The organism is Halobellus sp. EA9 (assembly GCF_051195055.1).
GTDB lineage: Archaea > Halobacteriota > Halobacteria > Halobacteriales > Haloferacaceae > Haloquadratum > Haloquadratum rubicundus.
In genome coordinates, this window is sequence record NZ_JBNTJW010000003.1 from 35809 (window position 1) to 60874 (window position 25066).

Here is a 25066-nt window from a genome sequence, read left to right on the forward strand (position 1 = left end):
TGAAACTGTGGTTTAGAATGGCGACAGCCAACGACACCGTTCACGGTCGGATCGAACAGGCACAGGTCGAACTCTCTCCCACGAAGGTCGCCGTCGGGCTCGCGCTCGCAGCGGCGCTGGGGTTCGCGCTCCTCTTCGTGCAGGAGCCGATGCTCCACGACTCGATGCACAACTTCCGCCACGCCGCGGGCATCACCTGCCACTGAGGCCGGAGAATGGAGACGCTCACCGAGTATCTGAGACGCGGCGTGCTCGCCGGGGCGGTCGCGGGCGTCGCCTTCGGAGTCCTGCTCGCGCTCGTCGCCAATCCCCTCGTCGGCGTCGCCGAGGGATTCGGCCACGGCGGGTACCACGCGCTCGACGGCCACGCCCACGCGAGCCAGGATTCGAGCGTCGTCTCTGCGACGGTGACGAACGCCGTGAGCGTCGTCTCGGGCGTCCTCTGGGGGATCCTCCTCGGCGGCGTCGTCTTCGGCGCCGGGTTCTACTTCCTCGAACCGATCCTCCCGGGCCGGGGCGCGACGCAGAGCTACCTCCTGGCGGCCGCGGGCTTCGTCACCGTCTCGGGCGCGCCGTGGCTGGTGCTGCCGCCCCGACCGCCGGGCGTCGCCGAGGCGCTCCCCGCGGACACCCGGACGCTGCTCTACGCCGGGATGATGGTACTGGGCGCGGCCGTCTGCCTGCTCTCGGCCGTCGCCTCCGATCGACTCCGGGCCGAGCGGAGCCGGTCCGTCGCGGTCGCCGGCGCGCTGCTTCCGTTCGGGCTCCTCGCGGTGCCCGCGGTGCTGGCGCCGGGGGCGTCCTCTGCGGCCGCCGAGAGCGCGCTGCCGCCCGAGCTGGCCGCGGGCTTCACGGGGCTGATCGTCCTCGGGCAGGCGCTGCTCTGGCTCCTGCTCGCGGGGACGCACGCGCGACTCCGGCGAACGGGCGCCGGGAGCGGTTCCGGAACCGTCGGCGTCGACTCCCTCGCGGACTGATGCGCGATCGCACCGCCGAGGTCCGCGAGCGCGGCGTGTCCGACCACGTGCTGGTCTGCACGCACGAACGAGAAAGCGAGTACGCGGCCTGTGCGGACGCCCACGGGCCGGCGGTCTACGAGGCGGTCGCCGAGTGGCTCCGCGACCGCGACGTCTTCTGGTCCCGCGTCCAGGTCGCCCGGACGAGCTGTCTCGGGCTCTGCAGCGCCGAGGGGACGGCGGTCGCGATCCACCCGCGGGGACACTGGTACTCGGACGTCCGGCCGGCGGACGTACCCGACCTCCTCGCCTCGGAGTTCGGTCCCGACGCGACGCGGTTGGGACTCGCCGGGGCGGACGGGAGTGATTGCTCTCACTGTTTCCCGCCGAACGTCACCCCCGATGGCGGCGCTCGGCGGTAAGAGACGAGAGTAATCACTATGAAAAGCGCGGCCGTCTGCTTCTCGTCTTACTCCTCGACCGGGAACGTCTCGTGGAGCACGTCGTGGGCGTCGCCCAGCCCGTCGAGGACGCTCTCGCCCTGATCCGTGAGGCGCGAGAGCGCGCGTTCGGCGTCGCGGACGGCGACGAGCCGACCGCGGAGGTAGTCGTATTCGGGGTCGTCCGCGTCGCTCTCGGCGATCTCGGCCTCCAGGTCGACGAGCGCGGCGTCGAGGTGTCGCTGGAGCTCCGAGAGCGTCTCCGCGTTCGCCAGGGCCTCGATCGGGCCCTCCAGGTGACCGTCCAGTTCCTGTTCGGCGTGCTCGCGCACGCTGCGGTCGGCGGTGCCGAGCACGTTCATCAGTCCGAGTCGTAGCGCTTCGATTTCGTGGCAGCTCATTGCTTATAGCGTCTGATCGACGAGGTCCGAGACGATGCGGTCCCGATCGAGGTGGGACGAGACGATGCGTTCGGCGTCCGCGGCGTCGACGCCGCCGTACCAGACGCCGTCGGGGTAGACGGCGACCATCGGGCCGTCGCCGCAGCGACCCAGGCACGACGAGCGCGTGATCCGCGCGTCGCAGGCGTCGGAATCGCGGGCGGCCTGCCGGAGGCGTTCGAGGACCTCCGGCGCGCCGTCGGCGGCGCAGGTCTGGTTCGTGCAGACCGCGACGTGGTGGGCCGGCGCGTCGTGGACGTGCGGGTCGTCGTCGACGTCGTCGCGGTCGGCGTGGGAGGCCTGGTGGGTCAGCGCCCGCAGCGTCGCCCGCGCGCCGCCGACGTCCGCCTCGTAGCCGTCGAGTTCGACCTTGTACTTGCAGGTGTCACACGACATCTCCACCGACTCCGTGCGGGCCTCCTGCCAGCGGTCGCCGAGCACGTCCAAGAGTCGGGGGTCGATCCCCAGCGGGTCGCCCGCTGCGGCGTCCACGTACGGGTACTCCGCGTCGAAGTCGGCGGTCCACTCGCGGACGCGACCCGTGAGTACGCCGTCGCCGAGCATATACGGGAGCACGACGACGCCGTCGGGGCGGTCCTTCGCGAGCGTGTGGAGCGCGTCCGTCAGCTCCGGCTCCGTGACCCCGACGAACGCGGTCTCGACGCGGTCGAACGCCCGGCCCTCGTAGAGCAGGCGCGCGAGCTTGTGCGCGTCGGCGTTCGCGTCGGGGTCGCTGGAGCCGCGGGCGCAGACCACGACCGCGACGTCGTCGGTCTCGCGGTCGAGCCCGAGCGTCGCCTCCACGTCGGCCGCGCGGTCGTCGAGGAGGTCGACGAGCGCGGGGTGGATCCCCAGGTGCGCGCCGTTGTGGATCGTGAGCGACGGGTGGGCCGCGCGGGCGCGCTCGACCGCCAGCGGCACGTCGTTCTTCACGTGGCTCGCGGCGAACAGCGAGAGGTGGACGACCGAGATCCGGGAGACGCTGGCGGCCAGTCCGTCGATCGCGTCCGACAGCGACGGCTTCGCCAGTTCGAGAAAGCCCGCGTCGACGGGGACGCCGAGCCGGTCCTCCAGGTCGGCGGCGAGCTCCCGCACCTGGTCGTTGGACTTCTCGCGGCGGGAGCCGTGGCCGGCCAGGAGCACGGCCTCGTCGTCGAGCCCCGCCGACGCGGCCGAGGCGTTCGTCGTCATTCCGCGAGCGACCCCACCTCGCGGCCGGTCGCGCGCTCGACGCTCCGCCGGAGCTTCCCCCGCCGCGAGTCCGAGTACAGCCCCGAGGCGTCGCTTCCGGCGTAGAGCCAGCGGGCGACCTCCTCGACGTCGGCCGCGTCGGCCAGGCCGAACCAGTACCCGCCCGAGGAGGTCTCCGAGAGGTCCTCGGTGGGGGCGTGCGGCTCGGCGGCATCGAGGAGCGAGCGGACCGTCTCCAGGCACGCCGCGTCGTCGTGGACGAACGAGACGCCGACCGACGCCGACGACTCCCGGAAGCAGACGGTCCCGCAGGCTTCGAGGATCCCCCGGATCAGCTGCGGCCGGTGGTCCGCGAAGGCGTCGAGCCGGTAGCCGCCGGGCTGGTCGTCGATCGGGAGCCCGAGCGCCGCGGCGGCGCGCTCGGCCGGCGCGCCGAACACCGTGAGTTCGTACTCGTCTTCGAACCGGACGATCGAGGCGTCGTGGGCGGACTCGCGCTCTGCGACCTGGTGGTCGCGGTCGGTCCGCGCGGTCCCCGCGACGGCGGCGAGCGCGTCGGCCGCGGTCGCGTCCGCGGCCCGGACGGTCACGCAGTCCCGCGAGAGGTCGCCGTCGCCGACGACCCGCCCCCAGAAGTACGCCGTCTCGGGGGTCGCGGCGAGCAGGTCCGCCGCGGGCTCGGGCATCGGCGTCGCGGCGTCGCTCATCGTTCGCCTCCCTGGGCCGGCGCCGTCGCCTCCTCTGTCTCGGCGGCCGTCCGCGTCACCTCGATGGCGTCGAGCGGACACGCACGGGCGGCCGCCTCCGCGTCCCCCAGGCGGTCGTCGTCGGCGTCGACGACGAGTTCGTCGCTGTCGGTCGGGTCCGCGGGGGCTCCGTCTCCCGCTTCGATCGCCGCCAGCCCATCGTCGGCCTCGACGAAGCGGTCGTCGCGGACGAGACACGCGAAGACGCCGTCGCAGGCCTCGCGGTCGAGCCGGATGCGGTACTTAGTAGTCATACTTGGACTCGTAGCCCCGCGGCGTCACCATCCGGTCGTCCCAGACGTAGGTCTCCTCGTTGCCGACGAGGATCGTGGTCGTCATGTCGATCAGGTCGGTCTCGCCCAGCCCTTCGAGGTCGCCGAGGTCGACGATCTCGACTTCCTCGTCGTCCCGGCCGGCGCCGTGGACGACGCCGACGGGCGTGTCGGGATCGCGGTGCTCAAGTAAGATCTCACAGCACTTCTCGAAGTTCTCCCGTCGCTTGCGGCTCCAGGGGTTGTAGACCGCGATCGTGAAGCCCTCCTTGGCGGCCGCGTGCAGGCGGGACTCGATCGTCGGCATCGACGTCAGGTGATCGGAGAGGGAGATGCTGACCGTGTCGTTCACGAGCGGCGCGCCCAACCGGGCGCCGCAGGACTGCGCCGCCGGGACTCCGGGGACGACCTCGAAATCGACCAGATCGGCGGTGGCGCCCTTCGACTCCAGGATTTCGAGCGCGAGCCCCGCCAGCGCGTAGACGTTGGGGTCGCCGCTGCCGACGATGGCGACGTCGTTGCCGGCGAGCGCGCGGTCGATCGCCTCCTCGGTTCTCGAAACTTCGCCGCACATCGGCGTGTCGTAGAGTTCGTCGGCCGACTCTCTGACCTCCTCGGGCAGGAGCTCGATGTAGGTCGTGTAGCCGACGACGTGCTCGGCGTCGAGGAGGGCTCCGCGGGCGCGCTGGGTCATCCCCTCGGGCTCGCCGGGGCCGAGGCCGACGGCGACGAGGCGGCCCGGCTCGGCGTCGAAGTCGTCGACGCTCGCCTCGACCTTCTCTTCAGTTTTCTCGCGCTTCGAGGCGCCGCAGCCGGAGTCGGACGAGCCGGAATCGGACGTCGCCGAGGGCGGAGACGACGAGGCGCCGCACCCCGAGGAGTCGCCCGCGCTCGCGACGCCGCCGTCGGTCTCCGCGTCCGGGGCCGAGGCGCCGCATTTCGATTTTTGTGTCGCGTTCGATGCCGCTTCGGTCGAATCGGTGTCGGTGGTGTCGTCAGTGCTCATCGGTGTCAGAAGTCGTCGACGTCACGCCCGCCGCGCGGGGTGACGAGGTACTTTCGTTCTCGGTTCTTCCAGACCGCGGTCTCGTGGTTGCCGATCAGGATGGACGTCCCCATCCCGCCGACCTCGTCGTCGTGGTCCGTGGCTTCGCCCAGCGTCGTGATCGTGTGCGTCTCGTCGTCGAGGTTGCGCCCGGCGTCGCCGCGGCCGGCGTCGTTGAAGATGCCGACCGGGACGTCGTCGGCGCGCTCCTCGCGCACCACTTCGATCGCGCGCTCGTAGTCGCGCCAGCAGTTGTAGAGGACGATCACGAAGCCGCTGATCGCCGCCGCGCGGAGCTTCTCTTCGATCTCGTCCCAGCCGCGCCACTTGTCCGACAGCGAGACCGTACAGAAGTCGTTCGACAGCGGCGCGCCGAGGTTCGCCGCGCCGCCGAGCGCCGCCGTCACGCCGGGGACGACCTCGATCGGGACGTCGTCGGCGCCCTCGGCGTCGGCCATCGTAAAGAGGAGATCGCTCTTGCCGTAGACGTTCGGATCGCCGCCGGAGACGTGGGCGACGTTCTGGCCCGCGCGGACGCGCTCGAAGGCCTCTCCTGCGAGTTCGATCTGCCGGCCCATCGTCGACCGGACGAGCGTCTGCCGGCGTCCGTCCGGGCGTTCGAGGATCGTGCCCGTCTCCTCGCCGGGTCTCTGATCGCCCGCCGAAGAGGCCGCGTCGCTCGCGGCCGATCCGCCGTCGGCGGCCGCCTCGACTTCGGCGGCCTCGGGGGGCAAGGTCCCGTCGCGCCGGAGGAACTCCTGGTAGAGGTTCGAGGCGATCACGCAGTCCGCCGTCGCGATCACGTCCGTCGCGCGCTGGGTCATCGCGTGTGGGAGGCCGGGGCCGATGCCGACGACGTAGAGCGTGCCGCGGTCGTCGTCGCGGGAGGCGTCGGCAGAAGTATCGGGAGCGCCCGCCATCCTACCGCCCCACCGCCACCGTGACGGCGTCGTCGAAGCGCTCTTTCTCCCGCGCGAGTTCGTGGTCGCGGCCCCCGGCGATGGCCGACGCCTCGGCGATGCCGGGCCAGCCGATAAGCTCCTTCGAGCGCGACGGCGACGGCCCCTCGAAGTCGTCGAGCGTCTCCTTCTCGAAGAGGACCACGCCCGCCCCGATCTCCTGTGCGGCCGCGTAGAGCCCGTCCTCCCCTTCTTTTCGGGTTCCGGTCGCGACGAAGTCGACGTCGTCGAAGTCGAGGTCCAGGTCGCCGAGCGCCGACTCCCAGGCGTCGAGCACCTGGGCCTCCTCGACGCCCGCCACGGTGCCGGTGCCGAGGACGACGCCGGCGTCGCCGTTGCGCTTGAGGACGGTCACGTCGTCGTCGACCAGGACGGCGCGCGGGCCGTCGAGGCGGGCCACGGGGCCGAGGTTCTCGTTCAGGACCGCGAGGTTCGTCGCGACCGTGGAGTCGCCGTTGACCACGTGGGCGTCCAGCGCCTTCGCCTTGCTCTCGACGCCCTGCTTGCCCGCGGCCTCGCTCGCGGTCGTCATCGCGGGCACGGCTCCCAGTTGCGAGAGGTCGTGGGCGACCTGATTGGCGCCGTGGTGGCCGCCGGTGATCGGGATCGCCCACGTCAGCTCCTCGTCGACGACGACGATCGCGGGGTCGTCCCACTTGTCGTCCAGCAGGGGCGCGGTCTTCCGCATCGCGATGCCCGAGGCCATCAGCCCGACGAAGCAGTCGTACGCGCCCCAGTGCTCGGCAAACACGTCGCCGTGGTACTCGATGACGTCGACGGTCTCGTACGCGTCGCCGATGCCGTCGACGATCTCGCGGGCGGTATCGAGCTTCCGCTCGAAACTCACGATCGCGATCTCTTCTGCGACCTCGCCGTCGGAGTCGGGCGTCGAGCAGTGGCCGTCCGAGCCCTCGGTGTCTGTCGCGCTGTTCGCCTCGTCCGTGCCGTCCGTGTTCGCGTCCGTGCTCATACTCTCATCAGCCTCAGTCGTCGGCCTCGCCGTTGGCCGTGTCACGTTCCCCGCTCTCGCCTGCGCCGCGGTTCGCCCAGTCGCCGTAGAGGTAGGAGCGCTCGTAGCCCTCCTTGCGCGCCGCGTCGCCGATCACGACGAGCGCGGAGGCGCGGTAGCCCGCCGCCTCGACGCGCTCGCCGATCGTCCCGATCGTCCCTTCGATGACGTCCTCGTCCGGCCAGGACGCGTGGTAGACGACCGTCACGGGCGTGTCGGGGTCGCGGCCGGCCTCGAGGAGGCGGTCCATCGTCTCCGCGACGGCGTGGGTCCCGAGGTAAACGCAAGTCGTCACGTCGCCCATCTCGACGAACTCGGCGATGTGGTCGTCCTCGGGGTCGAGGGTCTTGCCCTGCGGCCGCGTGAAGGCGACGTGGTTGGCGACGCCGTTCAGCGTCAGTTGGGTGCGGAGCGTGGCCGCGGCCGCGAACGACGAGGTCACACCCGGGACGATGTAGGTCGGGACGCCCTCGTGTTCCAGCGCGTCCATCTGCTCGACGGCCGCGCCGTAGATCGCGGGGTCGCCGCTGTGGAGGCGCACGACCTCCCTCCCCGCCTCGTAGGCGTCGCGCATCCGCGGGACCAGCTCCTCCAAGTCCTTGCCGATGCTCGACACCGTCTCCGCGTCGGCGCAGTACTCCTCCAGGAGGTCGCTGTTGACGAGCGAGCCGGCGTGGACGACGAGGTCCGCGTCCTCGACGAGCTCCCGCCCGGTGACGGTCAGGAGGCCGGGATCGCCCGGTCCGGCGCCGATGAAGGGGATGCCCTCGCCGACGTCGCCGGCGTTCCGGGCCTCGATGCGGGGATCGCGCTCCCGCGCGCCCGCCGCGGTCTCGGCGTCGATGGCGGTCTGGGGGTCAGCCGCCCCGGTGTCGGTCATCGGCGCCCCCCGTCTTCCGTACGCGGGTCGTCGCCGCCGGCTTCGCCCTCGGCGCGCTCCGTCCCGCCGAGCCCGCTCGCGGCCGATCCGCCGTCGGTCTTGGCGGTCGGCTCCGCGTCGGACTCGGCCGCGTTGGACGCGTCCTCCGCCTCGAATGCGGCGGTGGCGGGCGTCGATCCCGCCCCCCGCTTTTCGGCGTAGGCCAGCGTGTAGTAGTCGCGGTCGTCGATCTCGCTCGGGTCGTCGGTGACGACCGTCTCACCCTGCTCCATAAACAGCCGCCGGCCGTAGACGACGTCATAGCCGGCCTCGGTGAGACCCTCGTGGGTCGCGGGCGCGTCGGTGACCTTGAAGAGGATCAGCCGGTCCGGGCCGACCGGCGCCGCGCCGCGGGCGGCCTCCCGGAGCGCGAGGCGCTCGCCGGCGGCGACTTCCACGCCGAGCGCGGTCGCGAAGGCGGTCACGGCGCTGACACCGGGGACGACTTCGAGGTCGACCTCGGGGTGGAACGCCGCGAGCGTCCGGCGCAGGTGGCCGAACGTGGAGTAGACGTTCGGATCGCCGAGGGTGACGAACGCGGCGTCGCCGTCGCGGGCGCGCGGCGCGATCTCCGCGGCGGCCGCCTTCCAGGCGCGCCGGAGCTCGTCCTCGTCCCGCGTCATCGGGAAGTCGAGGTCGCCGATTCGCTCCTCGGGGACGTGCTCTGTCGCGACGCTCCTGGAGAGCCGGCCGGGCGAGTAGACGACGTCGGCCCGCTCCAGCACGCGCTTGCCGCGCATCGTCACCAGGTCGGCGTCGCCGGGGCCGAGCCCGACGCCGTAGAGCGTCATCGGCGGCCTCCGTCCGCCGCGGCGTCGGGTGCCGCGTCGACTCCCCCGACGAGCATATACACCGGATTCTCCGAGTCGAAGCTCGTCGCGCCGGCAAGCTCGTAGCCGTGGCTCACCTGGAACTGGACGACCTCCTCTAGGAGGTCGCGCTCGCGGAACGCCTCCGTGGCCGCGCCGGCCACTTCGAGCCGCGAGACGTTCATCACGATCCGGTCGACGCCGGTCTCGACGGCGCGGTCCAGCACCGCCTCGTAGTTCCGGCTGCCGCCGAGGAAGAGGGCGTCCGCGTCGTCGGGGAGCCCCTCGGGCGCCTCGGTCGCGCGGAGCGTCACGTCGGCGTCGGCGGCGCCGGCGTCGTCGACGTCGATGCCGTTGGCCGCGAGGTTCTTGCGGGTTGTTTCGAGCCGGTCCGGCTTGCGTTCCAAGGCGGTCACGCGGCCGGCCCGGCGGGCCGCTTCGGCGGTCACGGCGCCGGTACAGGAGCCGACCTCCGCGAAGTGGTCGGGGGGGTCGAGGTCGAGTTTGGCGAGGAGCACGGCCCTGACCTCGGGCTTCGTCGGGCCGGCCTTCGCGTCGTGCGGGAGCGATACCTGAGCCATCGACGGAAACAACTTCCGTGGACCGTAAAACAATTTTGGTTGTTTTAGGAAAATCTAGATTGTTCATAACGGCGCGAATCGGGACGCTCGCGCAATCGAACCGGAATTAGGGCAAAAGTACTTTAGTTCCCGGCCGTGAGGACGAACGATGGCCGAGAACGCGGACGACGCGGAGGAGTTCGGCGTTCTGCGGAGCAAGCGGAACGCGACCAGATACCAGATCCTCGTCCAGATCGCCGAGCGCCAGCCCGCGGTCAATCAGCAGGAGATCGCCGACGCCATCGGCATCACGGCCCAGGCCGTCAGCGACTACCTGCAGGACCTCGTCGAGCAGAGCTACGTCAACAAACACGGCCGGGGCCGCTACGAGGTGACCAAGGAGGGCGTCGACTGGCTGATCTCCCAGACCGACGAACTGCGCCGCTTCATCGAGCACGTCTCCGAGGACGTGATCGGCCAGGTCGAGATCGAGACCGCGATCGCGACGACGGAAATCCGCGAGGGCGAGACGGTCTCGCTGACGATGCGGGACGGCGTCCTCCGGGCGATGGCCGGCGACACGGGCTCTGCGACGGCGGTCGCGGTCACCGACGCCGACCCCGGCCGGGACGTCGGGATCACGAACGTCCAGGGCGTCGTCGACTACGACCTCGGGACCGTCACCGTCGTCGCGGTGCCGCAGGTCCAGAACGGCGGCAGCGCCGCCGTCCCGACAGACCGGATCCGAGCGCTGGCCGACGAGCACGACCTCGTCGCGGTCGCAGAGACCGAAGCGGTCGCCGTCGCCGACGCCGCCGACCTCGATCCCGACATCCGCTTCGGGAGCGCGGCCGCGGTCGGGGAAGCCGCCGCCAGGGGCCTGGACGTGCTGCTCGTGGCCGCCACCGACGTGCTGTCGAGCCACACCGACAAGCTCCGCGAGCAGAACGTCAGCTACGAGGTCGTCGACATCGTCGAGGAGTGACCGCGGGCCCGAGGCGCGGCCGCTGCCGCGTGCACGCGCTTTATGCCCGTCTGCGCCCTTCGATGCGGTATGCCGACCGACGAAGCCCAGGGGGACCGATCGGTCCTCGCCGGCGAGAGCGTCCAGCACGGAACGGGCGTGACCTCCACCCGCGCGTTCCAGACGAGCCACTACGCCGCCCACCTGGACCCGTTCGTGCTCTTCGAGCGCTTCTACATCGACCCCGACGAGGGCTTTCCGATGCACCCCCACAAGGGGTTCGAGATCGTCTCGTACCTCCTCGACGGGGGGATGGCCCACGAGGACTCCCTGGGCGTCTCGCACACGGCCTACGAGGGCGACGCGATGCGGATCACGACCGGCGGCGGCATCCGCCACTCGGAGTTCCCCGCCGACGGCGCCGCCTGCAACGGCCTCCAGCTGTGGGTGAATCTCCCGCGGGAGGACAAGGAGATCGACGCCGACTACGCCGAAGCGAGCGCGGACGAGCTCCCGACCCGCGAGGCCGAGGGCGCGACGGTCACTACCGTCGTCGGCGACGGCTCCCCGATCGACCTCCGCACCGAGATGGAGTACCTCGACGCCGTCGTCGACGACGCCTGGACCTGGTCGGTGCCGGACGGCTGGTCCGGGTTCCTGTACGGCGTCGAGGGCGACGGCACCGTCGCGGGCGAGCCCTTCGGCGAGGGCGACGTCCTCCCCGTCACGGAGGCTCGCGACGTCGCGGTCGCGACCGACTCGGGCCTCAGGGTCGTCGCCGTCGCCGGCCGACCGCACGGCGAGCCGATCCAGCAGCGCGGTCCGTTCGTCTTCTGAGTAGCACAAGACCGGCCTTGATATCCCCCGCGCTCGAACGGCGGGTATGGCGACGGAACTGACCGAGGGCGTGTGGCACTTCTCGCTGCGGGGCGTCAACGCCTACCTCGTCTTCGACGACGTGCCGACGCTCGTGGACGCGGGGACGCCCCTGGACGAGTCGCGGCTCCGCGCGGAACTCGGCGAACTCGGGATGGAGCCCGGCGACGTCGGGCGGGTGCTCCTCACCCACTACGACCTCGACCACATCGGGACGCTCGGCGCGCTCGCCCCGGAGCTGGACGCGACCGTCTACGCCGGCCCCGACGACGCCGAGGTCCTGACCGGCGCGCGCTCGCCGCCGATCTCGAACCACAAGGGCGCCTTCCAGCGGCTCGTCGGCGTCTTCACCTCGGCCCCGAATCTCGACGTCGAGCCGATCGACGACGGCGACACAATCGGCTCCTTCAAGGCGTACCACACGCCCGGCCACACGCCGGGCCACGTCGCGTACGTGAGCGCGGACCTCAGCGTGGCGCTCCTCGGCGACCTCGTCGCGGGCGCCGACGGCGCGCTGGAGCCCTCCGGCTGGGCGATGAGCTACGACACCGAGCGGGTCCGGGAGAGCATCGACGACCTGGCCGCCCGGGCGCCGCCCTTCGAGGTGGCGTGTATGGGCCACGGGACGCCGCTCACGGCCGGCGGCTCGGAGGCGCTCGCGGCGCTCGCCCGGGCGTGATTTCAGGGCCCGAGCACGTCCAGCACGACGACTGAGAGGTAGAGCTGTCCGAGACCGGCGACGACGAGCAGGGCGCCGGCGGCCTGTTTCATCCGTCCCGCGTAGCGGCCCGCGTCGCGCCAGGCCGTCACTCCGGCGTCCGCCAGCAACGTCACCCCGACGAGCGGCGCCGCCACCGCGACCGCGTACCCCGCGAGGACGAGCGCGGCCTGCCCCGCCGGCAGCGCCGAGGCCTGAGCGACGACGCCGAGGAACAGCGGAACGACACAGCCCGCGGCCGCGACGGCGTACACCGCGCCGAAGGCGCCGAACCCGACGAGCGACTCGGGCCGCGCCGGAAGCTTCGGCGTCGGCGCCGTCCACCCCGAGAGGACCAGCAGGCCGAAGCCGACGAGCGCGAGCCCGATCGCCGGCTCGACGACCGGCAGGAGCGAGGTGAGCCGCCGGCCGAGCGCGAGCGCGAGCCCCGCGACGACGCCCAGAGAGGCCACCGCGCCGGCCGCGGCGACGACGCCCGAAAGGAGCCCGGAGGCGTTCTCCGTCCGCTGGAGGTAGTAGCCGACGTAGCCCGGCAACAGCGGAAACGCACACGGCGCGAAGAACGTCGCGACGCCGGCGCCGACGGCGAACGCCGCGGTTCCGAAGAAGGCGGGGGAGAGCACGGTTAGGACCGAGACGTCCCGGACGCCGAACCGGATTCGAGCGCGCGCTCGACCTCCCGCCGGAGCGTCGCCGTCGACGCCACGCCGGCGTGCGTCCAGCGGATCTCGCCCGAGGCGTCGGCGACGGCCAGGAACGGGAGGCCCGAGGCGCCGAGGGCGGACATCAGATCCGATTCGGGATCGAGCCCGACCGTCCAGGCGCCGTCGTGGGTCCGCCACCACTCCCGGACGTCGGCACGTGAGAGCGTGCCGCCGATCCGCTCGTTCGTCACCGAGACGAACGCGACGCGGTCGCCGTACTCCCCGTGGACGGTCGAGAGCGCGTCCATCTGTTCCTTGCAGGGCGCACACCAGGTCGCGAACAGGTCGACGACGGTAGGCATATCGGGCGCAGGGACCCGGACCTGCCCCGCCGTCGAGCCGCGGGCGTCGATGGTCTCGACGCGGAGCGGAAGCGCCGAGTCCGACCCGTCGAGTCCGGGGAGCCGGTCCGTGAGCGCGAGCGCGCTGGCGCCCGTGAGTCCGAGGCCCGCGAGCGCGGTCAGGACTCGGCGGCGGTTCATCTGTTTCGGACGGTCGCGAGGTCGTCGATGATCGCTTCGGCCTTCGGCTGTTTCGTCCGGTAGGCCCGCTCGACGTAGCCGTCGGCGTTGACGAGGAACGTGAGGGCCGAGTGGGCGAACATATACATCTCCATCTCCTCGGGGTGCGTCCGCTGGAAGGTCACGCCGAACTCCCCTTCCACGACGGATTCGGCCCGCGATGTGGACTCCGGGCGGAGGAAGTGCCAGTTGCCCGCGTCCATCGCGACGTTCATCTGCTCGCCGTAGGCCCGGAGGCGCTCGGCGTCGTCGCGCTGGGGGTCGAACGTCGTCGGGAGGAACGTCACCGCGTCGGCGTAGCCCTCCTCGATCGCGTGGGTCTGGACGCTCCGCATCGTCTGGATCAGGACCGGACAGACCGTGTTGCAGTGGCTGTAGAAGAAGGTGAGAAGCGACGGCGTCTCGACCTCGCGGGTCGACACCTCGATCCCGTCGACCGGCGCCCGGAGCGTCACGTCGGGGACGCGCTGGCCCCACGCGGGGTACGGGAGTTCGTCGCTCGTGTACTTGCGATCGGGTTCGGGGAGCGCCACGTCGGGGTTGGCGTCGCCGAGGCCCAGACAGCCGGCGGTGCCGACCGCGCCGGCAACGCCGATCCCGCCGGCCGCGCCCCTGAGGAAGGTCCGTCGTCGCATCTTGGTCAGATGATCTAGGGCGTTCGCGGTCATAAGGGGACGGATCGGTTCTCAGAGTCTGGGCATCGCCGTCCAGTCCGATGCTCGGCGGCCGCGCCGAACGCTGCGACCGCCTCACGGCCGCCGGTCGAGGAGCGCCGCGGCGACGAACACCGCCAGCCCGCCGAGGAAGAAGAGGAGCCCCGGCTCGGCCAGGAGGAGCGCGCCGCGGACGAGCGGGTGCGACGGCGCAGCGCCGAGACTCGCCGGCTCGAAGAGCGACGCCGCGGGTCCGCCGAGGAAGCGCTCGGCGCCGACCTGGACCGCGAGGCTTGTCAGCGCGAGGACCGCGACGCCCGTCGCCCAGTCCGCGAGCGAGCGCCGGAGCGCCCCCCGCTCGGCCGACGAGGCGTCGCCGACCAGGACGATCGGGTCGGCCGCGGGCCCGTAGACGGTCATCTCGTTGCCCTTCTCGGAGAGGCGCGTCCCGACCGACTCAACGACGCCGGCCGACCGGAGCTTCGAGAGGTGGTAGTGGACGTTCTGGACCGACGTGTCGAGGTCGCGGGCCAGCTCCGAGGGCGGCGAGGGTTCCCGGTGCAATGCGCTGTACAGTTCGCGGGCGGTCTCCGAGCCCAGCGCGTCGACCAGTTCGCCCGCGTCGTCGTCCGCGACGTCGACGACCGCCGGGGACGCGTCCGGCGCCCGAGTGCGGTCCCCCAGCCTGGCGATCGGGGATGACATACGCGACCATAGCGCCACCGGGCACATCAAGGTCCGCGTAGCTCAAACGCGCGTTTGAACGCTCCGAGAGCGGCTTCGAGAGCCGTCGAGGCTACCGCGAACGGGCGCGCTGGACCGCGGCGACGGCGTCGAGCCGACCCCACCCCGAGGCGAGGTCGGTACCGGGACGGCCGACGTCGCCGGCGGACGCGCGGAGCGCCGTCACGACGTCCGCGGGCGAGAGCGACGGCGCCGCGCCGCGGAGCAGGGCGACCACCCCGGCCGTGCGGGCGGCCGCGGCCGACGTCCCCGGGCTATCGTCCGCGATCCAGGGGCGCGGCGGCGCGACGACGTCGACGCCGGTCGCGCCCTCCGGGGTCGGTCCGCGGCCGCTGTATGGGGCCACGGCGTCGGCGGTCGTCGCCGTGGGCGAATCGGCGCCGGCGGCCGGCGAGTTCCCGTCCGTGACGCCGACGCCGACGACCCCCGGGACGCTCGCGGGGACGGCGATGCTCCCGAGCGGCCGCGCGGGCGAGAGCGCGTGCGTCGGCGTCGTGACCTCGATCCGCCCCGTTCGGGCGCCGCCGCCAGCGGATCGAGCCGCCGCGGCCGACCGCACGACGAGCGCGTGCGTCCCCGCATCGAGATCGGCGACGAGGCGCTGTCCCGCCCGCGACGCCGCGGGCTGGGAGACCGCGACGAGGTTCCACCGCTCCCCGTCGTCGACGGCGCGCAGCAGCGCGAGCGTGAGGTCAGTCCGGTCCTCCGCGTCCGCGACGAGCCAGGCGACGAACCGGCCGCGGACGGAGCCCGAACCGGCGCCGTCAGCGGAGAGCGGGCGGACCGCCAGTCGCGTCGGGTCGGCGTCGCCGTCGGCGGCGACCGCCGCGAGCGGGCCGCGCCAGTGGCCGAGCGCCGCGTTCCCGGTGGGTGCGACGACGGAACAGCCCGCCCGGATCGCGCGCCGGACCGCGCGGTAGACGTCAGTGCCCGGCCTCGCGACCGCGCCGTGGGCCGCGACCGGCGCCAGAATCACGTCCGTCCCGCGCTCGCGACACCACTCGACCGCGTCGACGAAGGCCGACTGCTCGCGGAAGGACGCGAGCGAGAGGGCGGTGTCGGGCGCGAGCCGCGCCACGGCGGCGGCGGCCGCGGTGCCGTGGGTCGTCCGGTCGACGACGGCCCGCTCGGGGCCGAACTGCCGGATGTCGGCGACCGCGTCCGCGAGCGCCTCGTGCGTCGGATCGAAGCCCGTCGGATCGAGGACGGCGACGTCGACGCCCGCGCCCGTGACGCCCGCATCGTGGACGCGTGCGATCGGCTCGTCGGCGACGTCGCTCCCGCCTCGTCCGTCCCCGTCGGACGACGGGTCGCTGGCGGCGTCGAAGCGAGGGAGCCGGCGGGTGCTCGCGAGGCTGAGCGCCGCCGCGCCGCCGATCGCGAGCGCCCGGCGTCGGCTGATTCGGAACCCCTCGTCGTCGCGTCCGTCCGTCACGTCGCCGACGGTTCCGGCCGGCGGCGCTTGAATCTCCCGGACCGGGCAGTAGCGTAAACGGCTCTCGAAACAATCGGTCGTTCTTAACCCCGGGGCGTCGTCTGTCGACCCGTATGCCCTCCACGGAGTTGCGATCCGACGCGACGGATAGCCCGGAGCGACGACGGCGGCGCAGGGAGGTGGCAGATGCGTAGTCGAACCGCCCGCGTGCTTTTGGCCGCGGTCGTGCTGACGAGCGTCCTCGCGACCGCCGTCTTTGCGAGCCCCGTCGCCGCCGATCCCAGCGTCACGATCGAGTACGAGGGCGACCGAGTGACGGTCGCCAGCGGGCCCTCGCAGGTGATCCGCGGGACGGCGGACGAGCCGACCGGCACCGAGATCCTCGTGCGGGTCCGCTCGACCGGCGACACCTCGCCCGCGTTCCTCAAGTCCGAGTCGGCGGTCGTGACCGACAACGGCACCTGGGCGGTCGCGTTCAACTTCTCGGACATCGGGGAGGGCGGCACCTTCGCCCTCACCGCGCGCTTTGAGGACGGCTCGGCCGAGACGAGCGTCGACGGCGAGATCGTCGCCTGCGAGGGCGACTGCGCCGACAGCACCCCCGACGCGACGCCGACGCCGATCCCCGAGCAGACGGCGACGCCCACCCGGACCGACGGGTCCGACTCGCCCGTCGCGTTCGGCGAGAACATCTTCCTCGTGAACCGCGGCGGGGTCGCGGCGATCCCGGTCTCGTTCGCCGGGGACGCGAACGCGGCCGTGATCGTCGTCGGCAACGAGACCGAGGTCAACTACGAGCTCGAAGCCGTCGTCCGCGACGAGGACGGCGACGGCGAGGCGGTCCTCTACGTCGACACGTCGCTGGCGGGGCGCGGCGGCGAGACGGTCAGCGTCTCCGGCGGCGACGCCGTCACGGTGCGCTCGGAGACGTCGCTGGACGCGATGCTCGATTCCGCGAGCTACGACGTCTCGCTGTACGCCGGCACAGAGAGGGACGATCCGGTCGACGTGGGGAGCCTCGTCGTGCAGGAACAGTCGTCGCGGACACCGACGAGCGCGCCCGCGGAGGTCGACGGGAGCGACGTGGCCTCGCCCGACGGCGACGGACTCGGCCCGCTCGCGCTCGGCGGCCTCGTCAGTGGGGCCTTCCTCGTCGGCGGCGCGGCGCTGGCGGCGGTGCTGCTACGCGGGTGAGTCCCTTTTTACCGGATGGTAAGATACTTCCCTCCGGCGGGAAAACGGGGAGGTATGGTAGACGTAGCAATCGTCGGCGGCGGACCCGCCGGACTGAGCGCGGCGCTGTTCGCCGCGAAGAACGACCTCGACACCGTCGTGTTCGACACCGACGAGTCGTGGATGCACAAAGCACACCTGTTCAACTATCCCGGCATCCGGAGCATCAGCGGCGACGAGTTCCTCGTCGTCGCCCGCGGACAGGCCGAAGACCGGGGCGCGTCCCTCCGCGATGCCGAGGTCACAGGCGTCGAGCAGGCAGATGAGGAGTTCGTCGTCTCCACCGACGACGACGAGTACGTGGCCGACTACGTCGTCCTCGCGACGGGCGGCAACCGCGACCTCGCGGAGGACCTCGGCTGCGACTTCACAGACGAGGACGTCGTCGACGTGAACCTCGATATGGAGACCTCCGTCGAAGGCGTCTACGCGACGGGCGCGATGGGCCGCGCCGAGAAGTGGCAGGCGGCCATCGCGGCCGGCGACGGCGCGGCCGCCGTCCTCGACATCCTCTCGAAGGAGAAGGGCGAGTACTACCACGACTTCGATATGCCGTCGGACGTCCCCGAACTGTAACTGGGGGACTCATAGTGGTTACTTTCGTCTCTTACCGCCGAGCGCCGTCACCGGGCGTCGCGTTCGGCGGTAAACAGTGAGAGTAATGACTATCAGGCGAGAAGCGAGTCGTAGACGAACTCGTCGATAGCCCGGCGGGCCTCCGCCGGCGCGTCTTCGTGGCCGAGCGCCAGCCGCCGCTCGCGCGCGGCGTGGATCACGTCGGTGATGAGCTGGCCCATCAGGTCGGCGTCGACGTCGCGGAACGCCCCCGACTCGATGCCGGCTTCGACCACCGTGACGATGCTGTCGCGGATGTGGTCGTAGTGATCGTTGAAGATCTCGCGGTGTTCCTCGTCGTTCTGGGCGTAGGCGAACAGCTCGTGGTACACCTTCATCCGGTCCCAGTGGGAGAACTCGTCGAACTCCGGCCCCAGGAGGCACCGGTCGATCCGCGCGTCGAGTTCGGTTTTCGGGTCGGTGTCGGGCTCGACCTCGACGCTGCCCTCGTACTGTTCGATGACGTATTCGAGGAACGACGAGAGGAGATCGTACTTGCCGTCGTAGTGGTAGTGGATCACCTGCCGGGAGAGGTCCATCTCCGCGCCGATGTCCCGCATCCGGAGGTCCTTGTAGCCGTGCTCGCTCACGGCCCGGAAGGTGGCCTCCATAATCTGCTCGCGCGTGTCCGTGGTGCTGACGTCCCCCGTCGAGTCGTTCCCCCGAGATTCGCTCATACGCGTCCTTTCTCGTGAGGGACACATATCGGTTTCTCCCCGCCGAGCGCGCGCTCGGTCCTCCCCGGGTCAGTCCGCGAACTCGACGCCGGTGATCTCGAACCGCGCGCCGCCGTCGTCGCTCTCGGTCGCTTCGATCTGCCAGTCGTGGGCCGAGACCACCTGCGCGACGATGCTCAGCCCGAACCCGACGCCCTCCGAGGAGGTGGAGTAGCCGGTCTCGAACACCTTCTCGCGCTCGTCGGCCGGGATCCCCGGCCCGTCGTCTTCGAGGTAGAACCCGTTGTCGAGGTCGCCGACCGTCACGGTGACGTCCTCGCCGCCGTGTTCGACCGCGTTGCGGGTGAGGTTCTCCAGGAGCTGCTGGAGTCGCGACTGGTCCGCGCGGACGACCCGGTCGGTGCGAGAGTCGAGCGTCGCCGACCCCGTCTGGACGGTCTGCCAACTCCGGTCGAGCAGCGTCGGGAGGTCGACCGGCGAGCGATCGGTGACGGGCTGGTCGCTCCGCGCCATCGTCAGGAGCTCGTCGATCAGCGTCTGCATCCTCTCGTGGGCGCGAGCGACGTGGGCGAGGTGTTCGCTGTCGCACTCGCGCATCCCGAGTTCGAGCCGGCCCGAGGCGACGTTCAGGGGGTTCCGGAGGTCGTGGCTCACGACCGAGGCGAACTCTTCGAGCTGCTTTTCGCGCCGCTTCCGGTTCGAGATGTCGCGGCTGACGCTGAGGATAGCGGTCTCGCCCTCGTAGGTGATGAGGCTCGAACTGATCTCGACGGGGATCGTCTCGCCGTCTTTCGTCTCCCGGACGGTCTCGAACACCTAGATCTCGTCTTCCGGCATCGTCTCGATGAGCCGGGTGATCTCCGCGGGATCGGTCCCCGCGTCGACGTCGTGGGGGCGCATCGAGAGCAGCTCCTCGCGGGAGTAGCCGGTGCGTTCGACGGCCGCGTCGTTGACCGCGAGGAAGTTCGTGTCCGTGTCGATGACCCAGGCGGCGTCGTTCATCCCGTTGAACAGCTCCTCGTACTCGGCGCGGGCCTGTTCGAGCTCCCGCTCCCGGCGGCGGTACTCGGTGACGTCGTGGACGGCGCCCCTGAGGGACGTCACCGCGCCGTCGGCCGTCTTCGGCTCGCCGTGGAACTGGAGCCACCGGTGGTCGTCGCCGGCCGTCCGCGCTTCGACGTCGAACGGCTTGCCCGAGTCGAACGCCCGCTCGATGGCGCCTTCGACGCGGGCGCGGTCCGTCTCCCGGAGGGCCTCAAGGACGTCCGACAGCGACGGGCTGTCTCCGGGATCGAGAGCGAGGAGTTCGGAGAGGTGATCCGTCCAGGCCAGTTCGCGGGTCTCGGCGTCGATCTCCCAGCCGCCGACGCCCGCGAGCCGCTCGGTCTCGTCCAGCAGGTCCCGGATCCGCCCGAGCTCCCGCTCGCGCTCGCGGTGCTTCGTGATGTCCCGGGCGACGGCGACGACGCCCTCGATCGACCCGTCGACGTCGAGCGGCGTCAGCCGGTACTCGACGATGGCCCGCCCGTGCCCGGGGAAGTCCGCCTCCACCTCCCCCAGCAGTTCGTCGCGCTCGCCGTCGAGGAGCTCCTGGTAGGGGTCGCCCTCCGAGACGGACCTGATGTGGGGGATGAGCCCGCACATCTCCCCTTCGAGCGCCTCCCGGCTGGTCCCGTACCAGTCGGCCAGGTACTGATTCACCATCCGAAAGCGGCCCTCGGCGTCGTAGATGCACGCTGACTCGTGCATCGTGTTTATCATCCGCTCGTAGCTGCGGAGCTCACGGTTTCGCTCGGCCAGCGCGGCCTGCGACCGATAGTGCTCGACGGCGTTCGCGATCCGGTTCGCCAGAACCGGGTACTGGTCGGTCTCCGGCCCTTTCTGGAGGTAGTCCGTCACGTCGGCCGAGATGGCCTTGCTCGCGATCTCCTCGGAGCCCTTGCCCGTAAAGAGGATGAAGGGCAGGTCGGGGTGGTCCTCGCGGACCGCTCGGAGCAGTTCGATCCCGTCGCTCTCCGGCATGTCGTGGTCGGAGACGACGCAGTCGATCGCGTCCGGGTCGTCGTCGAGACGAGCGAGCGCCTCCCCCGGGGTCGTCACCGCCCGAACGGACAGGCGGTCGTCGGCCCGTTCGAGAAACGTCGCCGCCATCTCGACGAAATCCGGATCGTCGTCGACGTGGAGCACCCGGATCTCGTCGGTCGCGACGCCCATCATCGGTCACCAGGCGAAGCCGATCGGGAGCGGCAATAAAACGCCCGGCGGTCGGGGGACGCCGTCGGCGGCGGGATGCTCGTCGGACGGGCCGCCGCAGTCTCTGATGCGACCACGGCGGACGTCCGTCCGAGAGCCTTACGCGTGCTCGTATTCGTGAACGTCGGCCGGGAAGTCGCGTTCGCCGGCTTCGATCCGCACGTCGAGCCAGTTCGACGGCGGGACGAGCGGACACTCGTAGGCGGGGTTGTACGCGCAGGTGGGGTTGTACGCCCGATTCAGATCCAGGACCCAGGTGCCGTCGTCCCGCCGGTCCGGTCCGGGTTCGAGGTCGACGTAGCGGCCGGCGCCGTAGGTCTCCTCGCCGCTCGTGACGTCGCGGAAGGGGACCCACAGCCGGTCGCTCCCGTCGGTCGGCTCGAAGGCGTCGAGAGAGACTGCCGTCCCGTCGATCTCGAACTCGAACCGGCCGACGCGGCGGTAGCTCTGCTCGCCGTCGGCGGTGGTCTCGACGGTGACGGGCTCCGGCTCGTCGTACCGCCGCAGCCCGAGCTCGAATCGGTAGTCGGGGTCGGGCTCGTAGTAATCGAGCCCGGGGAAGGCGTCGCCGCGGAGCTCCGGCGGGATCGGCGAGCGCTGATTCTCCCGGAAGTACCGCTCCTTCCGTTCGCGGTTCCGCAGGAGTTCCGTCCGCCACTCGTCGTCGGGGTGTGAGGTCATAGGGGTGAGAGCCGCGCCGACTCGCGCGGGTACCACGATATTGCACGCATCGAACAAAAACACTTTCGCGGACGGCAGTCGGTTGCGCACGAGCGCGTGTTTCAAAATATATAAGATATAATACTATCATTTTTAGTTTACTTATATTTCTATATTGTGGCTAAATTGCCTGAATATGCAATTCAGGCCAGTATTAGAATTATGTAATCTGGTAGCTTTAAATTTTCATATCTATATTGTTTATTTTATTTTCACATTCGAAGAACACTCGCTAACGCCTACCAAACGTGAAGTCGATTGCTCGGCCCGTATCGATCGTCGAGATTGATCGGACTGTTGCTCTATTAAAATGTTTTGGACGGCCGATCCCACTGTGGACGGATGCCGTGGCTGACCCCGGCAACGACCGATATTCCCGTCGAAACGGACTCTGTCATACTTTCTCAAATTATAAGGTAGATGAACGCGACAATTTTGGATATGCACCACAGTTCGACCGTCGAGGTGCCGGCAGTGAAGGATCTGTCCCGGATCGCGGCCGAGAACAACCCGGACAAGGTTGCGTTCGGGAACGGCACCGACGGCGAGACGCTGACCTGGCGGGAGTTCGACGAGCGGAGCAATCAGGCGGCGAACGCCTTCCAGAAGTATGCGGGACCGGGAGATCGCATCGCCCTCCTCTGTGAGAACTCCCTCGAACACACGGTTCTCTGGAACGGCGGACTGAAGGCCGGTTGTACGGTCTCGAATCTCCACATCCGGGCGTCGCCGAACACGCTCAAACACTGCATCGACTCGCTGCGGCCGAAGGTGCTCGTCGTCGACGAGGTTACGGCCGAGACGTACGAGGAGCGCCTGAAGGACAAGATCACCTCGGACATCGACGTCGTCGTCAACACCGGATCCGCGACGACCGACTACGAGGTCGGGATGGAGCCGTTCCTCGACGGCCAGTCGAAGACCGAACCGGACGTCCGCGTGCGCGAAGAAGACACGGCGGTCGTGATGTGGACCTCGGGGACCACCGGCGAGCCCAAGGGCTGGTGTCACACGAACCGCGGGCTCTACTTCCGCGCCAACGCCCTGGTCAGCGTCTACGAACTCAACCGCCCTGCGAGACAGCCCCACGTGTTTACTCCCTCCTTCGCCGCGTGGTACTCGGTGGTGTTGCCGGCGCTCGTCTCCGGGGCGACCACCTACTTCCTCAGCTCGTGGGACCCCGAAGACTACCTGGAGATGATCCAGGAGCACGAGCTCACCTCCGCGCTCCTGGTCCCGACGATGTGGCGGGAGATCCTCAACCTCGACGACCTCGACGACTACGACCTGAGTTCGCTCAACGCCATCATGTCCGCGGGCGAGGTCCTCGACGCGACGACGCTGCGGCGGCTCAGAGAGAACATCTGTGACGTGGTGAAGAACTCCTACGCCGCGACGGAGGCGTACGCGACCGTGATGGAAGACCCCGAACTCACAGAGGAGCGCGTCGAGAGCGTCGGCAAGCCCGTCCCCGGGGTCGAGATCCGGATCATCGACGAGGACGGCACCTACGAGGACGTAAAGCCGACCGGCGAGGTCGGCGAGATCGCCGTCCGCGCGCCCGACTGTCCGGTCTGGGCGTGGGAGCGCACCGACAAGACCGAAGAGGTGTTCGAGGACGGCTGGTGGTACTCCGGCGACCTCGGCTACCGCGACGAGGACGGCTTCATCTACCTGGAGGGCCGCACCGACCTGATGATCCTGTCCAAGGGGATCAAGGTGTACCCCTCGCCGATCGAAGAGCGGCTCAACGCCCACCCCGGCGTCAACGAATCCGCAATCGTCGGCGTCGAAGACGAGGAGTACGGGGAGAAGGTGACCGCGTACGTCTACGCCTCCGATCCCGACCTGACCGCCGAGGAGCTCGACGAGTGGTGCTTGGAGAGCGACAACCTCGCGCGGATGGAACGGCCGCGGGAGTACCACTTCGTCGACGAGTCGCTGCCGCGGACCTCCACCGGGAAGCTCGATCGATTGAGCGCGAAGAACGAAGACCTCACGTAACGGGCACCGACGGTCGATTTCTCCGTTTACTCCGTTCTTTCCGTTTTCTGTTTTCCTCTCGGGGCGGAGTCGTTACCGACTCACGTGTGGGGATAAATCACATATCTCTTGTTTGAAGGTAAAGCCAATATTTATATAATATACCAGAACCTCGAATTCCGACGGGCCTACTACCTAAATCTTAAGTAGGATACGATATTCCACTAAGGTGGAATACTACAATGAGCCAAAGAGCGTGGTCCTTCAGCGATAGTATGGCAGAGGCCGTCGAAAAGGCCGGCAGTCCCGTCGAACTCACCCGAGATCTGGGCGTCGGACAGTTCACCAAGGTCCCCGACGAGATCACCAACTGGATCGAAGAGCAGCGGTCTTGGCGCGAGAGCGTCGCCTTCGCCGACCAGTCGTATCACATGACCGACCACTACGTCGAGGGCCCCGACGCGCTCGACCTCTACAAGGACTTCGCGGTCAACAGCTTCGAGAACACCGAGCCCGGCAAGGCGAAGCAGCTCGTCGTCGCCAACCCCAACGGTAACTACATCGGCGACGCGATCTGGTTCCACCTCGAAGAGGACAAGTTCCTGAGCGTCGGCAGCCGCCCGGCCCACAACTGGCTCCAGTACCAGATCGAGACGGGCGACTACGACGTCGACGGACACATCCAGGGACGTCCGGTCCAGACCGGCGACGACCCGAACAACTTCCGCTTCCAGGTCCAGGGCCCGGAAGCGATCAAGGTGATGGAAGAGGCCGTCGACGACGAGATCCCCGACCTCGGCTTCTTCAACTTCGGCGACATCTCCATCGACGGCGTCGACGCCAAGCTCCTCCGCCACGGGATGGCCGGCGAGCCCGGCTTCGAGTTCTGGGGCGACTACGAGGACGGCGAGAAGGTCAAGGAGGCCGTGATGGAGGCCGGCGAGGAGTACGACATCAAGCACCTCGGCGCCGAGGCCTACCAGACGCCGAACGCGATCCTCGGCTGGATCCCGCTCGTCGTCCCGGCCATCTTCGAGGAGGGGATGGAGGACTACCTCGAGTGGCTCGACGTCGGCGACGGCCTGCTCTCGATCGGCGGGAGCTTCGACTCCGACGATATCACCGACTACTACTTCACCCCGGTCGAACTCGGCTACGGCCACATCATCAACTTCGACCACGACTTCGTGGGCGCGGAGGCGCTCGAGGACGAGGTCGAAGACCCCGACCGGAAGAAGGTCACCCTCGAATGGGACGAGGAGGACATGGTCGACATCTTCGCGTCGCTGTTCCGCGAGGGCGAGACCTACCAGTACATGGACTTCCCGCACCCGCGGTCGGCCGCGTGCCCGTACGACGAGGTCCTGAAGGACGGCGAGCACATCGGCGTCTCGACGGACAAGTCCTACATTTACAACGAGCGTGAGTTCCTCTCGCTCGCCGTCATCGACACCGAGTACGCCGAGCCCGGCACGGAGGTCACCCTGATCTGGGGCGACCCCGAGGACAACGACAACAAGCGCGTCGAGCGCCACGCCCAGAAGGAAGTCACGGCGACGGTCGCGAACGCGCCGTACAGCGAAGACAAGCGGTAATCCCCCACAGACTGACCAGTCCGGTCCGA

At 69.9% G+C, this 25066-nt stretch carries 28 protein-coding genes and 1 pseudogene; 10 read left to right on the forward strand and 19 right to left on the reverse strand.

The features are described from left to right. The first annotated feature begins 17 nt into the window (after positions 1 to 17). From ACQUQ0_RS04905 to ACQUQ0_RS04915, 3 genes are read left to right on the forward strand one after another with little or no spacing between them, the layout of a single operon-like run. Complete coding sequence (locus ACQUQ0_RS04905; RefSeq protein ID WP_435183540.1) at positions 18 to 206, forward strand: CbtB domain-containing protein; 189 nt, start codon at positions 18 to 20, stop codon at positions 204 to 206. A gap of 9 nt (positions 207 to 215) precedes the next feature. After that, positions 216 to 977, forward strand: a complete 762-nt coding sequence (locus tag ACQUQ0_RS04910; RefSeq protein WP_435183541.1) for a CbtA family protein — start codon at positions 216 to 218, stop codon at positions 975 to 977. Next, positions 977 to 1378: a (2Fe-2S) ferredoxin domain-containing protein gene (locus tag ACQUQ0_RS04915; protein ID WP_435183543.1), complete on the forward strand. Its 402-nt coding sequence runs from the start codon at positions 977 to 979 to the stop codon at positions 1376 to 1378. Before ACQUQ0_RS04910 ends, ACQUQ0_RS04915 begins: the two co-directional genes overlap by 1 nt. Positions 1379 to 1425: 47 nt before the next feature. Here the strand turns inward: ACQUQ0_RS04915 and ACQUQ0_RS04920 are convergent, their stop codons facing one another. From ACQUQ0_RS04920 to cbiT, 10 genes are read right to left on the reverse strand one after another with little or no spacing between them, the layout of a single operon-like run. Then, complete coding sequence (locus ACQUQ0_RS04920; RefSeq protein WP_372389928.1) at positions 1426 to 1797, reverse strand: DUF3209 family protein; 372 nt, start codon at positions 1795 to 1797, stop codon at positions 1426 to 1428. Positions 1798 to 1800: 3 nt separating this feature from the next. Beyond that, on the reverse strand, positions 1801 to 3027 hold the full coding sequence (locus ACQUQ0_RS04925; RefSeq protein WP_435183545.1) for a CbiX/SirB N-terminal domain-containing protein: 1227 nt from the start codon (positions 3025 to 3027) through the stop codon (positions 1801 to 1803). Next, entirely contained in the window at positions 3024 to 3734 is a 711-nt protein-coding gene (locus ACQUQ0_RS04930; RefSeq protein ID WP_435183546.1) for a cobalamin biosynthesis protein, read from the reverse strand. The genes ACQUQ0_RS04925 and ACQUQ0_RS04930 overlap by 4 nt, the downstream gene beginning before the upstream one ends. Then, positions 3731 to 4027 (reverse strand): ferredoxin, encoded by a 297-nt coding sequence (locus ACQUQ0_RS04935; protein ID WP_435183547.1) that lies wholly within the window; start codon positions 4025 to 4027, stop codon positions 3731 to 3733. The genes ACQUQ0_RS04930 and ACQUQ0_RS04935 overlap by 4 nt, the downstream gene beginning before the upstream one ends. After that, positions 4017 to 5051, reverse strand: coding sequence for a precorrin-3B C(17)-methyltransferase (gene cobJ, locus ACQUQ0_RS04940; protein ID WP_435183548.1), 1035 nt, complete (start codon positions 5049 to 5051; stop codon positions 4017 to 4019). The genes ACQUQ0_RS04935 and cobJ overlap by 11 nt, the downstream gene beginning before the upstream one ends. 5 nt (positions 5052 to 5056) lie before the next feature. Beyond that, a complete protein-coding gene (locus ACQUQ0_RS04945) occupies positions 5057 to 6010 on the reverse strand; it encodes a precorrin-3B C(17)-methyltransferase (protein ID WP_435183549.1) in 954 nt (317 codons plus the stop codon). A gap of 1 nt (position 6011) precedes the next feature. After that, complete coding sequence (gene cbiG / locus ACQUQ0_RS04950; RefSeq protein ID WP_435183550.1) at positions 6012 to 7019, reverse strand: cobalt-precorrin 5A hydrolase; 1008 nt, start codon at positions 7017 to 7019, stop codon at positions 6012 to 6014. Positions 7020 to 7032: 13 nt separating this feature from the next. Further along, a complete protein-coding gene (locus ACQUQ0_RS04955) occupies positions 7033 to 7938 on the reverse strand; it encodes a cobalt-precorrin-4/precorrin-4 C(11)-methyltransferase (protein ID WP_435183552.1) in 906 nt (301 codons plus the stop codon). After that, entirely contained in the window at positions 7935 to 8768 is an 834-nt protein-coding gene (locus tag ACQUQ0_RS04960; RefSeq protein WP_435183553.1) for a cobalt-factor II C(20)-methyltransferase, read from the reverse strand. Before ACQUQ0_RS04960 ends, ACQUQ0_RS04955 begins: the two co-directional genes overlap by 4 nt. Then, positions 8765 to 9367, reverse strand: a complete 603-nt coding sequence (gene cbiT, locus ACQUQ0_RS04965) for a precorrin-6Y C5,15-methyltransferase (decarboxylating) subunit CbiT (RefSeq protein ID WP_435183554.1) — start codon at positions 9365 to 9367, stop codon at positions 8765 to 8767. Before cbiT ends, ACQUQ0_RS04960 begins: the two co-directional genes overlap by 4 nt. A gap of 148 nt (positions 9368 to 9515) precedes the next feature. Here cbiT and ACQUQ0_RS04970 point away from each other — a divergent pair, with 148 nt between their 5' ends. The 3 genes from ACQUQ0_RS04970 to ACQUQ0_RS04980 all read left to right on the forward strand — a co-directional run bounded on the left by ACQUQ0_RS04970 (position 9516) and on the right by ACQUQ0_RS04980 (position 11865). Then, positions 9516 to 10331 (forward strand): MarR family transcriptional regulator, encoded by an 816-nt coding sequence (locus tag ACQUQ0_RS04970; RefSeq protein ID WP_435183555.1) that lies wholly within the window; start codon positions 9516 to 9518, stop codon positions 10329 to 10331. Positions 10332 to 10400: 69 nt separating this feature from the next. Further along, positions 10401 to 11147: a pirin family protein gene (locus ACQUQ0_RS04975; RefSeq protein ID WP_435183557.1), complete on the forward strand. Its 747-nt coding sequence runs from the start codon at positions 10401 to 10403 to the stop codon at positions 11145 to 11147. A gap of 46 nt (positions 11148 to 11193) precedes the next feature. Next, complete coding sequence (locus ACQUQ0_RS04980) at positions 11194 to 11865, forward strand: MBL fold metallo-hydrolase (RefSeq protein WP_435183558.1); 672 nt, start codon at positions 11194 to 11196, stop codon at positions 11863 to 11865. Between the two features lie 2 nt (positions 11866 to 11867). On the opposite strand, the gene ACQUQ0_RS04985 is transcribed toward ACQUQ0_RS04980, so the two are convergent. From ACQUQ0_RS04985 to ACQUQ0_RS05005, 5 genes are all read right to left on the reverse strand, one after another. After that, on the reverse strand, positions 11868 to 12527 hold the full coding sequence (locus tag ACQUQ0_RS04985; protein ID WP_435183559.1) for a cytochrome C biogenesis protein: 660 nt from the start codon (positions 12525 to 12527) through the stop codon (positions 11868 to 11870). A gap of 2 nt (positions 12528 to 12529) precedes the next feature. After that, on the reverse strand, positions 12530 to 13090 hold the full coding sequence (locus ACQUQ0_RS04990) for a TlpA family protein disulfide reductase (RefSeq protein WP_435183560.1): 561 nt from the start codon (positions 13088 to 13090) through the stop codon (positions 12530 to 12532). After that, positions 13087 to 13764, reverse strand: coding sequence for an SCO family protein (locus ACQUQ0_RS04995; RefSeq protein WP_435183561.1), 678 nt, complete (start codon positions 13762 to 13764; stop codon positions 13087 to 13089). The genes ACQUQ0_RS04990 and ACQUQ0_RS04995 overlap by 4 nt, the downstream gene beginning before the upstream one ends. A gap of 114 nt (positions 13765 to 13878) precedes the next feature. Further along, positions 13879 to 14487 carry an ArsR/SmtB family transcription factor gene (locus ACQUQ0_RS05000; protein WP_435183563.1) on the reverse strand — a complete coding sequence of 203 codons (609 nt, stop codon included), beginning with the start codon at positions 14485 to 14487 and terminating at the stop codon, positions 13879 to 13881. A 91-nt stretch (positions 14488 to 14578) separates the two neighbouring features. Then, complete coding sequence (locus ACQUQ0_RS05005; protein ID WP_435183564.1) at positions 14579 to 15961, reverse strand: S8 family serine peptidase; 1383 nt, start codon at positions 15959 to 15961, stop codon at positions 14579 to 14581. A 186-nt stretch (positions 15962 to 16147) separates the two neighbouring features. Between ACQUQ0_RS05005 and ACQUQ0_RS05010 the strand changes: the two genes are divergently transcribed. Beyond that, on the forward strand, positions 16148 to 17155 hold the full coding sequence (locus tag ACQUQ0_RS05010) for a BGTF surface domain-containing protein (RefSeq protein ID WP_435183566.1): 1008 nt from the start codon (positions 16148 to 16150) through the stop codon (positions 17153 to 17155). A gap of 54 nt (positions 17156 to 17209) precedes the next feature. Further along, entirely contained in the window at positions 17210 to 17770 is a 561-nt protein-coding gene (locus ACQUQ0_RS05015) for an FAD-dependent oxidoreductase (RefSeq protein ID WP_435183567.1), read from the forward strand. A gap of 92 nt (positions 17771 to 17862) precedes the next feature. On the opposite strand, the gene ACQUQ0_RS05020 is transcribed toward ACQUQ0_RS05015, so the two are convergent. The 4 genes and pseudogenes from ACQUQ0_RS05020 to ACQUQ0_RS05035 form a co-directional block, all read right to left on the reverse strand. After that, positions 17863 to 18486: a TetR/AcrR family transcriptional regulator gene (locus ACQUQ0_RS05020; protein WP_435183568.1), complete on the reverse strand. Its 624-nt coding sequence runs from the start codon at positions 18484 to 18486 to the stop codon at positions 17863 to 17865. 69 nt (positions 18487 to 18555) lie between these two features. Then, a complete protein-coding gene (locus tag ACQUQ0_RS05025; protein ID WP_435183829.1) occupies positions 18556 to 18999 on the reverse strand; it encodes a sensor histidine kinase in 444 nt (147 codons plus the stop codon). Continuing rightward, positions 18994 to 20703 (reverse strand): annotated as a pseudogene (locus tag ACQUQ0_RS05030) (PAS domain S-box protein); the annotation flags it as partial. The gene ACQUQ0_RS05025 and the pseudogene ACQUQ0_RS05030, both read right to left, overlap by 6 nt. Positions 20704 to 20838: 135 nt before the next feature. Further along, entirely contained in the window at positions 20839 to 21420 is a 582-nt protein-coding gene (locus ACQUQ0_RS05035) for a DUF1684 domain-containing protein (RefSeq protein ID WP_435183569.1), read from the reverse strand. A 480-nt stretch (positions 21421 to 21900) separates the two neighbouring features. On the opposite strand from ACQUQ0_RS05035, the gene ACQUQ0_RS05040 reads away from it, so the two are divergent. After that, complete coding sequence (locus tag ACQUQ0_RS05040; protein WP_435183571.1) at positions 21901 to 23463, forward strand: class I adenylate-forming enzyme family protein; 1563 nt, start codon at positions 21901 to 21903, stop codon at positions 23461 to 23463. Positions 23464 to 23717: 254 nt separating this feature from the next. After that, positions 23718 to 25037, forward strand: coding sequence for an aminomethyl transferase family protein (locus tag ACQUQ0_RS05045; RefSeq protein WP_435183572.1), 1320 nt, complete (start codon positions 23718 to 23720; stop codon positions 25035 to 25037). Positions 25038 to 25066: the final 29 nt, after the last annotated feature.

Coding starts and splice junctions, on each gene's coding strand:
- ACQUQ0_RS05010 (WP_435183566.1), top strand. CDS start 16,148: ATGCGTAGTCGAACCGCCCGCGTGCTTTTGGCCGCGGTCGTGCTGACG.
- ACQUQ0_RS04945 (WP_435183549.1), bottom strand. CDS start 6,010: ATGGCGGGCGCTCCCGATACTTCTGCCGACGCCTCCCGCGACGACGAC.
- ACQUQ0_RS04960 (WP_435183553.1), bottom strand. CDS start 8,768: ATGACGCTCTACGGCGTCGGGCTCGGCCCCGGCGACGCCGACCTGGTG.
- ACQUQ0_RS04970 (WP_435183555.1), top strand. CDS start 9,516: ATGGCCGAGAACGCGGACGACGCGGAGGAGTTCGGCGTTCTGCGGAGC.
- ACQUQ0_RS04980 (WP_435183558.1), top strand. CDS start 11,194: ATGGCGACGGAACTGACCGAGGGCGTGTGGCACTTCTCGCTGCGGGGC.
- ACQUQ0_RS04975 (WP_435183557.1), top strand. CDS start 10,401: ATGCCGACCGACGAAGCCCAGGGGGACCGATCGGTCCTCGCCGGCGAG.
- cbiT (WP_435183554.1), bottom strand. CDS start 9,367: ATGGCTCAGGTATCGCTCCCGCACGACGCGAAGGCCGGCCCGACGAAG.
- ACQUQ0_RS05035 (WP_435183569.1), bottom strand. CDS start 21,420: ATGACCTCACACCCCGACGACGAGTGGCGGACGGAACTCCTGCGGAAC.
- ACQUQ0_RS04990 (WP_435183560.1), bottom strand. CDS start 13,090: ATGAACCGCCGCCGAGTCCTGACCGCGCTCGCGGGCCTCGGACTCACG.
- ACQUQ0_RS05025 (WP_435183829.1), bottom strand. CDS start 18,999: ATGGCGCGGAGCGACCAGCCCGTCACCGATCGCTCGCCGGTCGACCTC.
- ACQUQ0_RS04915 (WP_435183543.1), top strand. CDS start 977: ATGCGCGATCGCACCGCCGAGGTCCGCGAGCGCGGCGTGTCCGACCAC.
- ACQUQ0_RS04930 (WP_435183546.1), bottom strand. CDS start 3,734: ATGAGCGACGCCGCGACGCCGATGCCCGAGCCCGCGGCGGACCTGCTC.
- ACQUQ0_RS04910 (WP_435183541.1), top strand. CDS start 216: ATGGAGACGCTCACCGAGTATCTGAGACGCGGCGTGCTCGCCGGGGCG.
- cbiG (WP_435183550.1), bottom strand. CDS start 7,019: ATGAGCACGGACGCGAACACGGACGGCACGGACGAGGCGAACAGCGCG.
- cobJ (WP_435183548.1), bottom strand. CDS start 5,051: ATGAGCACTGACGACACCACCGACACCGATTCGACCGAAGCGGCATCG.
- ACQUQ0_RS04955 (WP_435183552.1), bottom strand. CDS start 7,938: ATGACCGACACCGGGGCGGCTGACCCCCAGACCGCCATCGACGCCGAG.
- ACQUQ0_RS04995 (WP_435183561.1), bottom strand. CDS start 13,764: ATGCGACGACGGACCTTCCTCAGGGGCGCGGCCGGCGGGATCGGCGTT.
- ACQUQ0_RS04905 (WP_435183540.1), top strand. CDS start 18: ATGGCGACAGCCAACGACACCGTTCACGGTCGGATCGAACAGGCACAG.
- ACQUQ0_RS05015 (WP_435183567.1), top strand. CDS start 17,210: ATGGTAGACGTAGCAATCGTCGGCGGCGGACCCGCCGGACTGAGCGCG.
- ACQUQ0_RS05000 (WP_435183563.1), bottom strand. CDS start 14,487: ATGTCATCCCCGATCGCCAGGCTGGGGGACCGCACTCGGGCGCCGGAC.
- ACQUQ0_RS04925 (WP_435183545.1), bottom strand. CDS start 3,027: ATGACGACGAACGCCTCGGCCGCGTCGGCGGGGCTCGACGACGAGGCC.
- ACQUQ0_RS05020 (WP_435183568.1), bottom strand. CDS start 18,486: ATGAGCGAATCTCGGGGGAACGACTCGACGGGGGACGTCAGCACCACG.
- ACQUQ0_RS04935 (WP_435183547.1), bottom strand. CDS start 4,027: ATGACTACTAAGTACCGCATCCGGCTCGACCGCGAGGCCTGCGACGGC.
- ACQUQ0_RS05040 (WP_435183571.1), top strand. CDS start 21,901: ATGCACCACAGTTCGACCGTCGAGGTGCCGGCAGTGAAGGATCTGTCC.
- ACQUQ0_RS05045 (WP_435183572.1), top strand. CDS start 23,718: ATGGCAGAGGCCGTCGAAAAGGCCGGCAGTCCCGTCGAACTCACCCGA.
- ACQUQ0_RS04920 (WP_372389928.1), bottom strand. CDS start 1,797: ATGAGCTGCCACGAAATCGAAGCGCTACGACTCGGACTGATGAACGTG.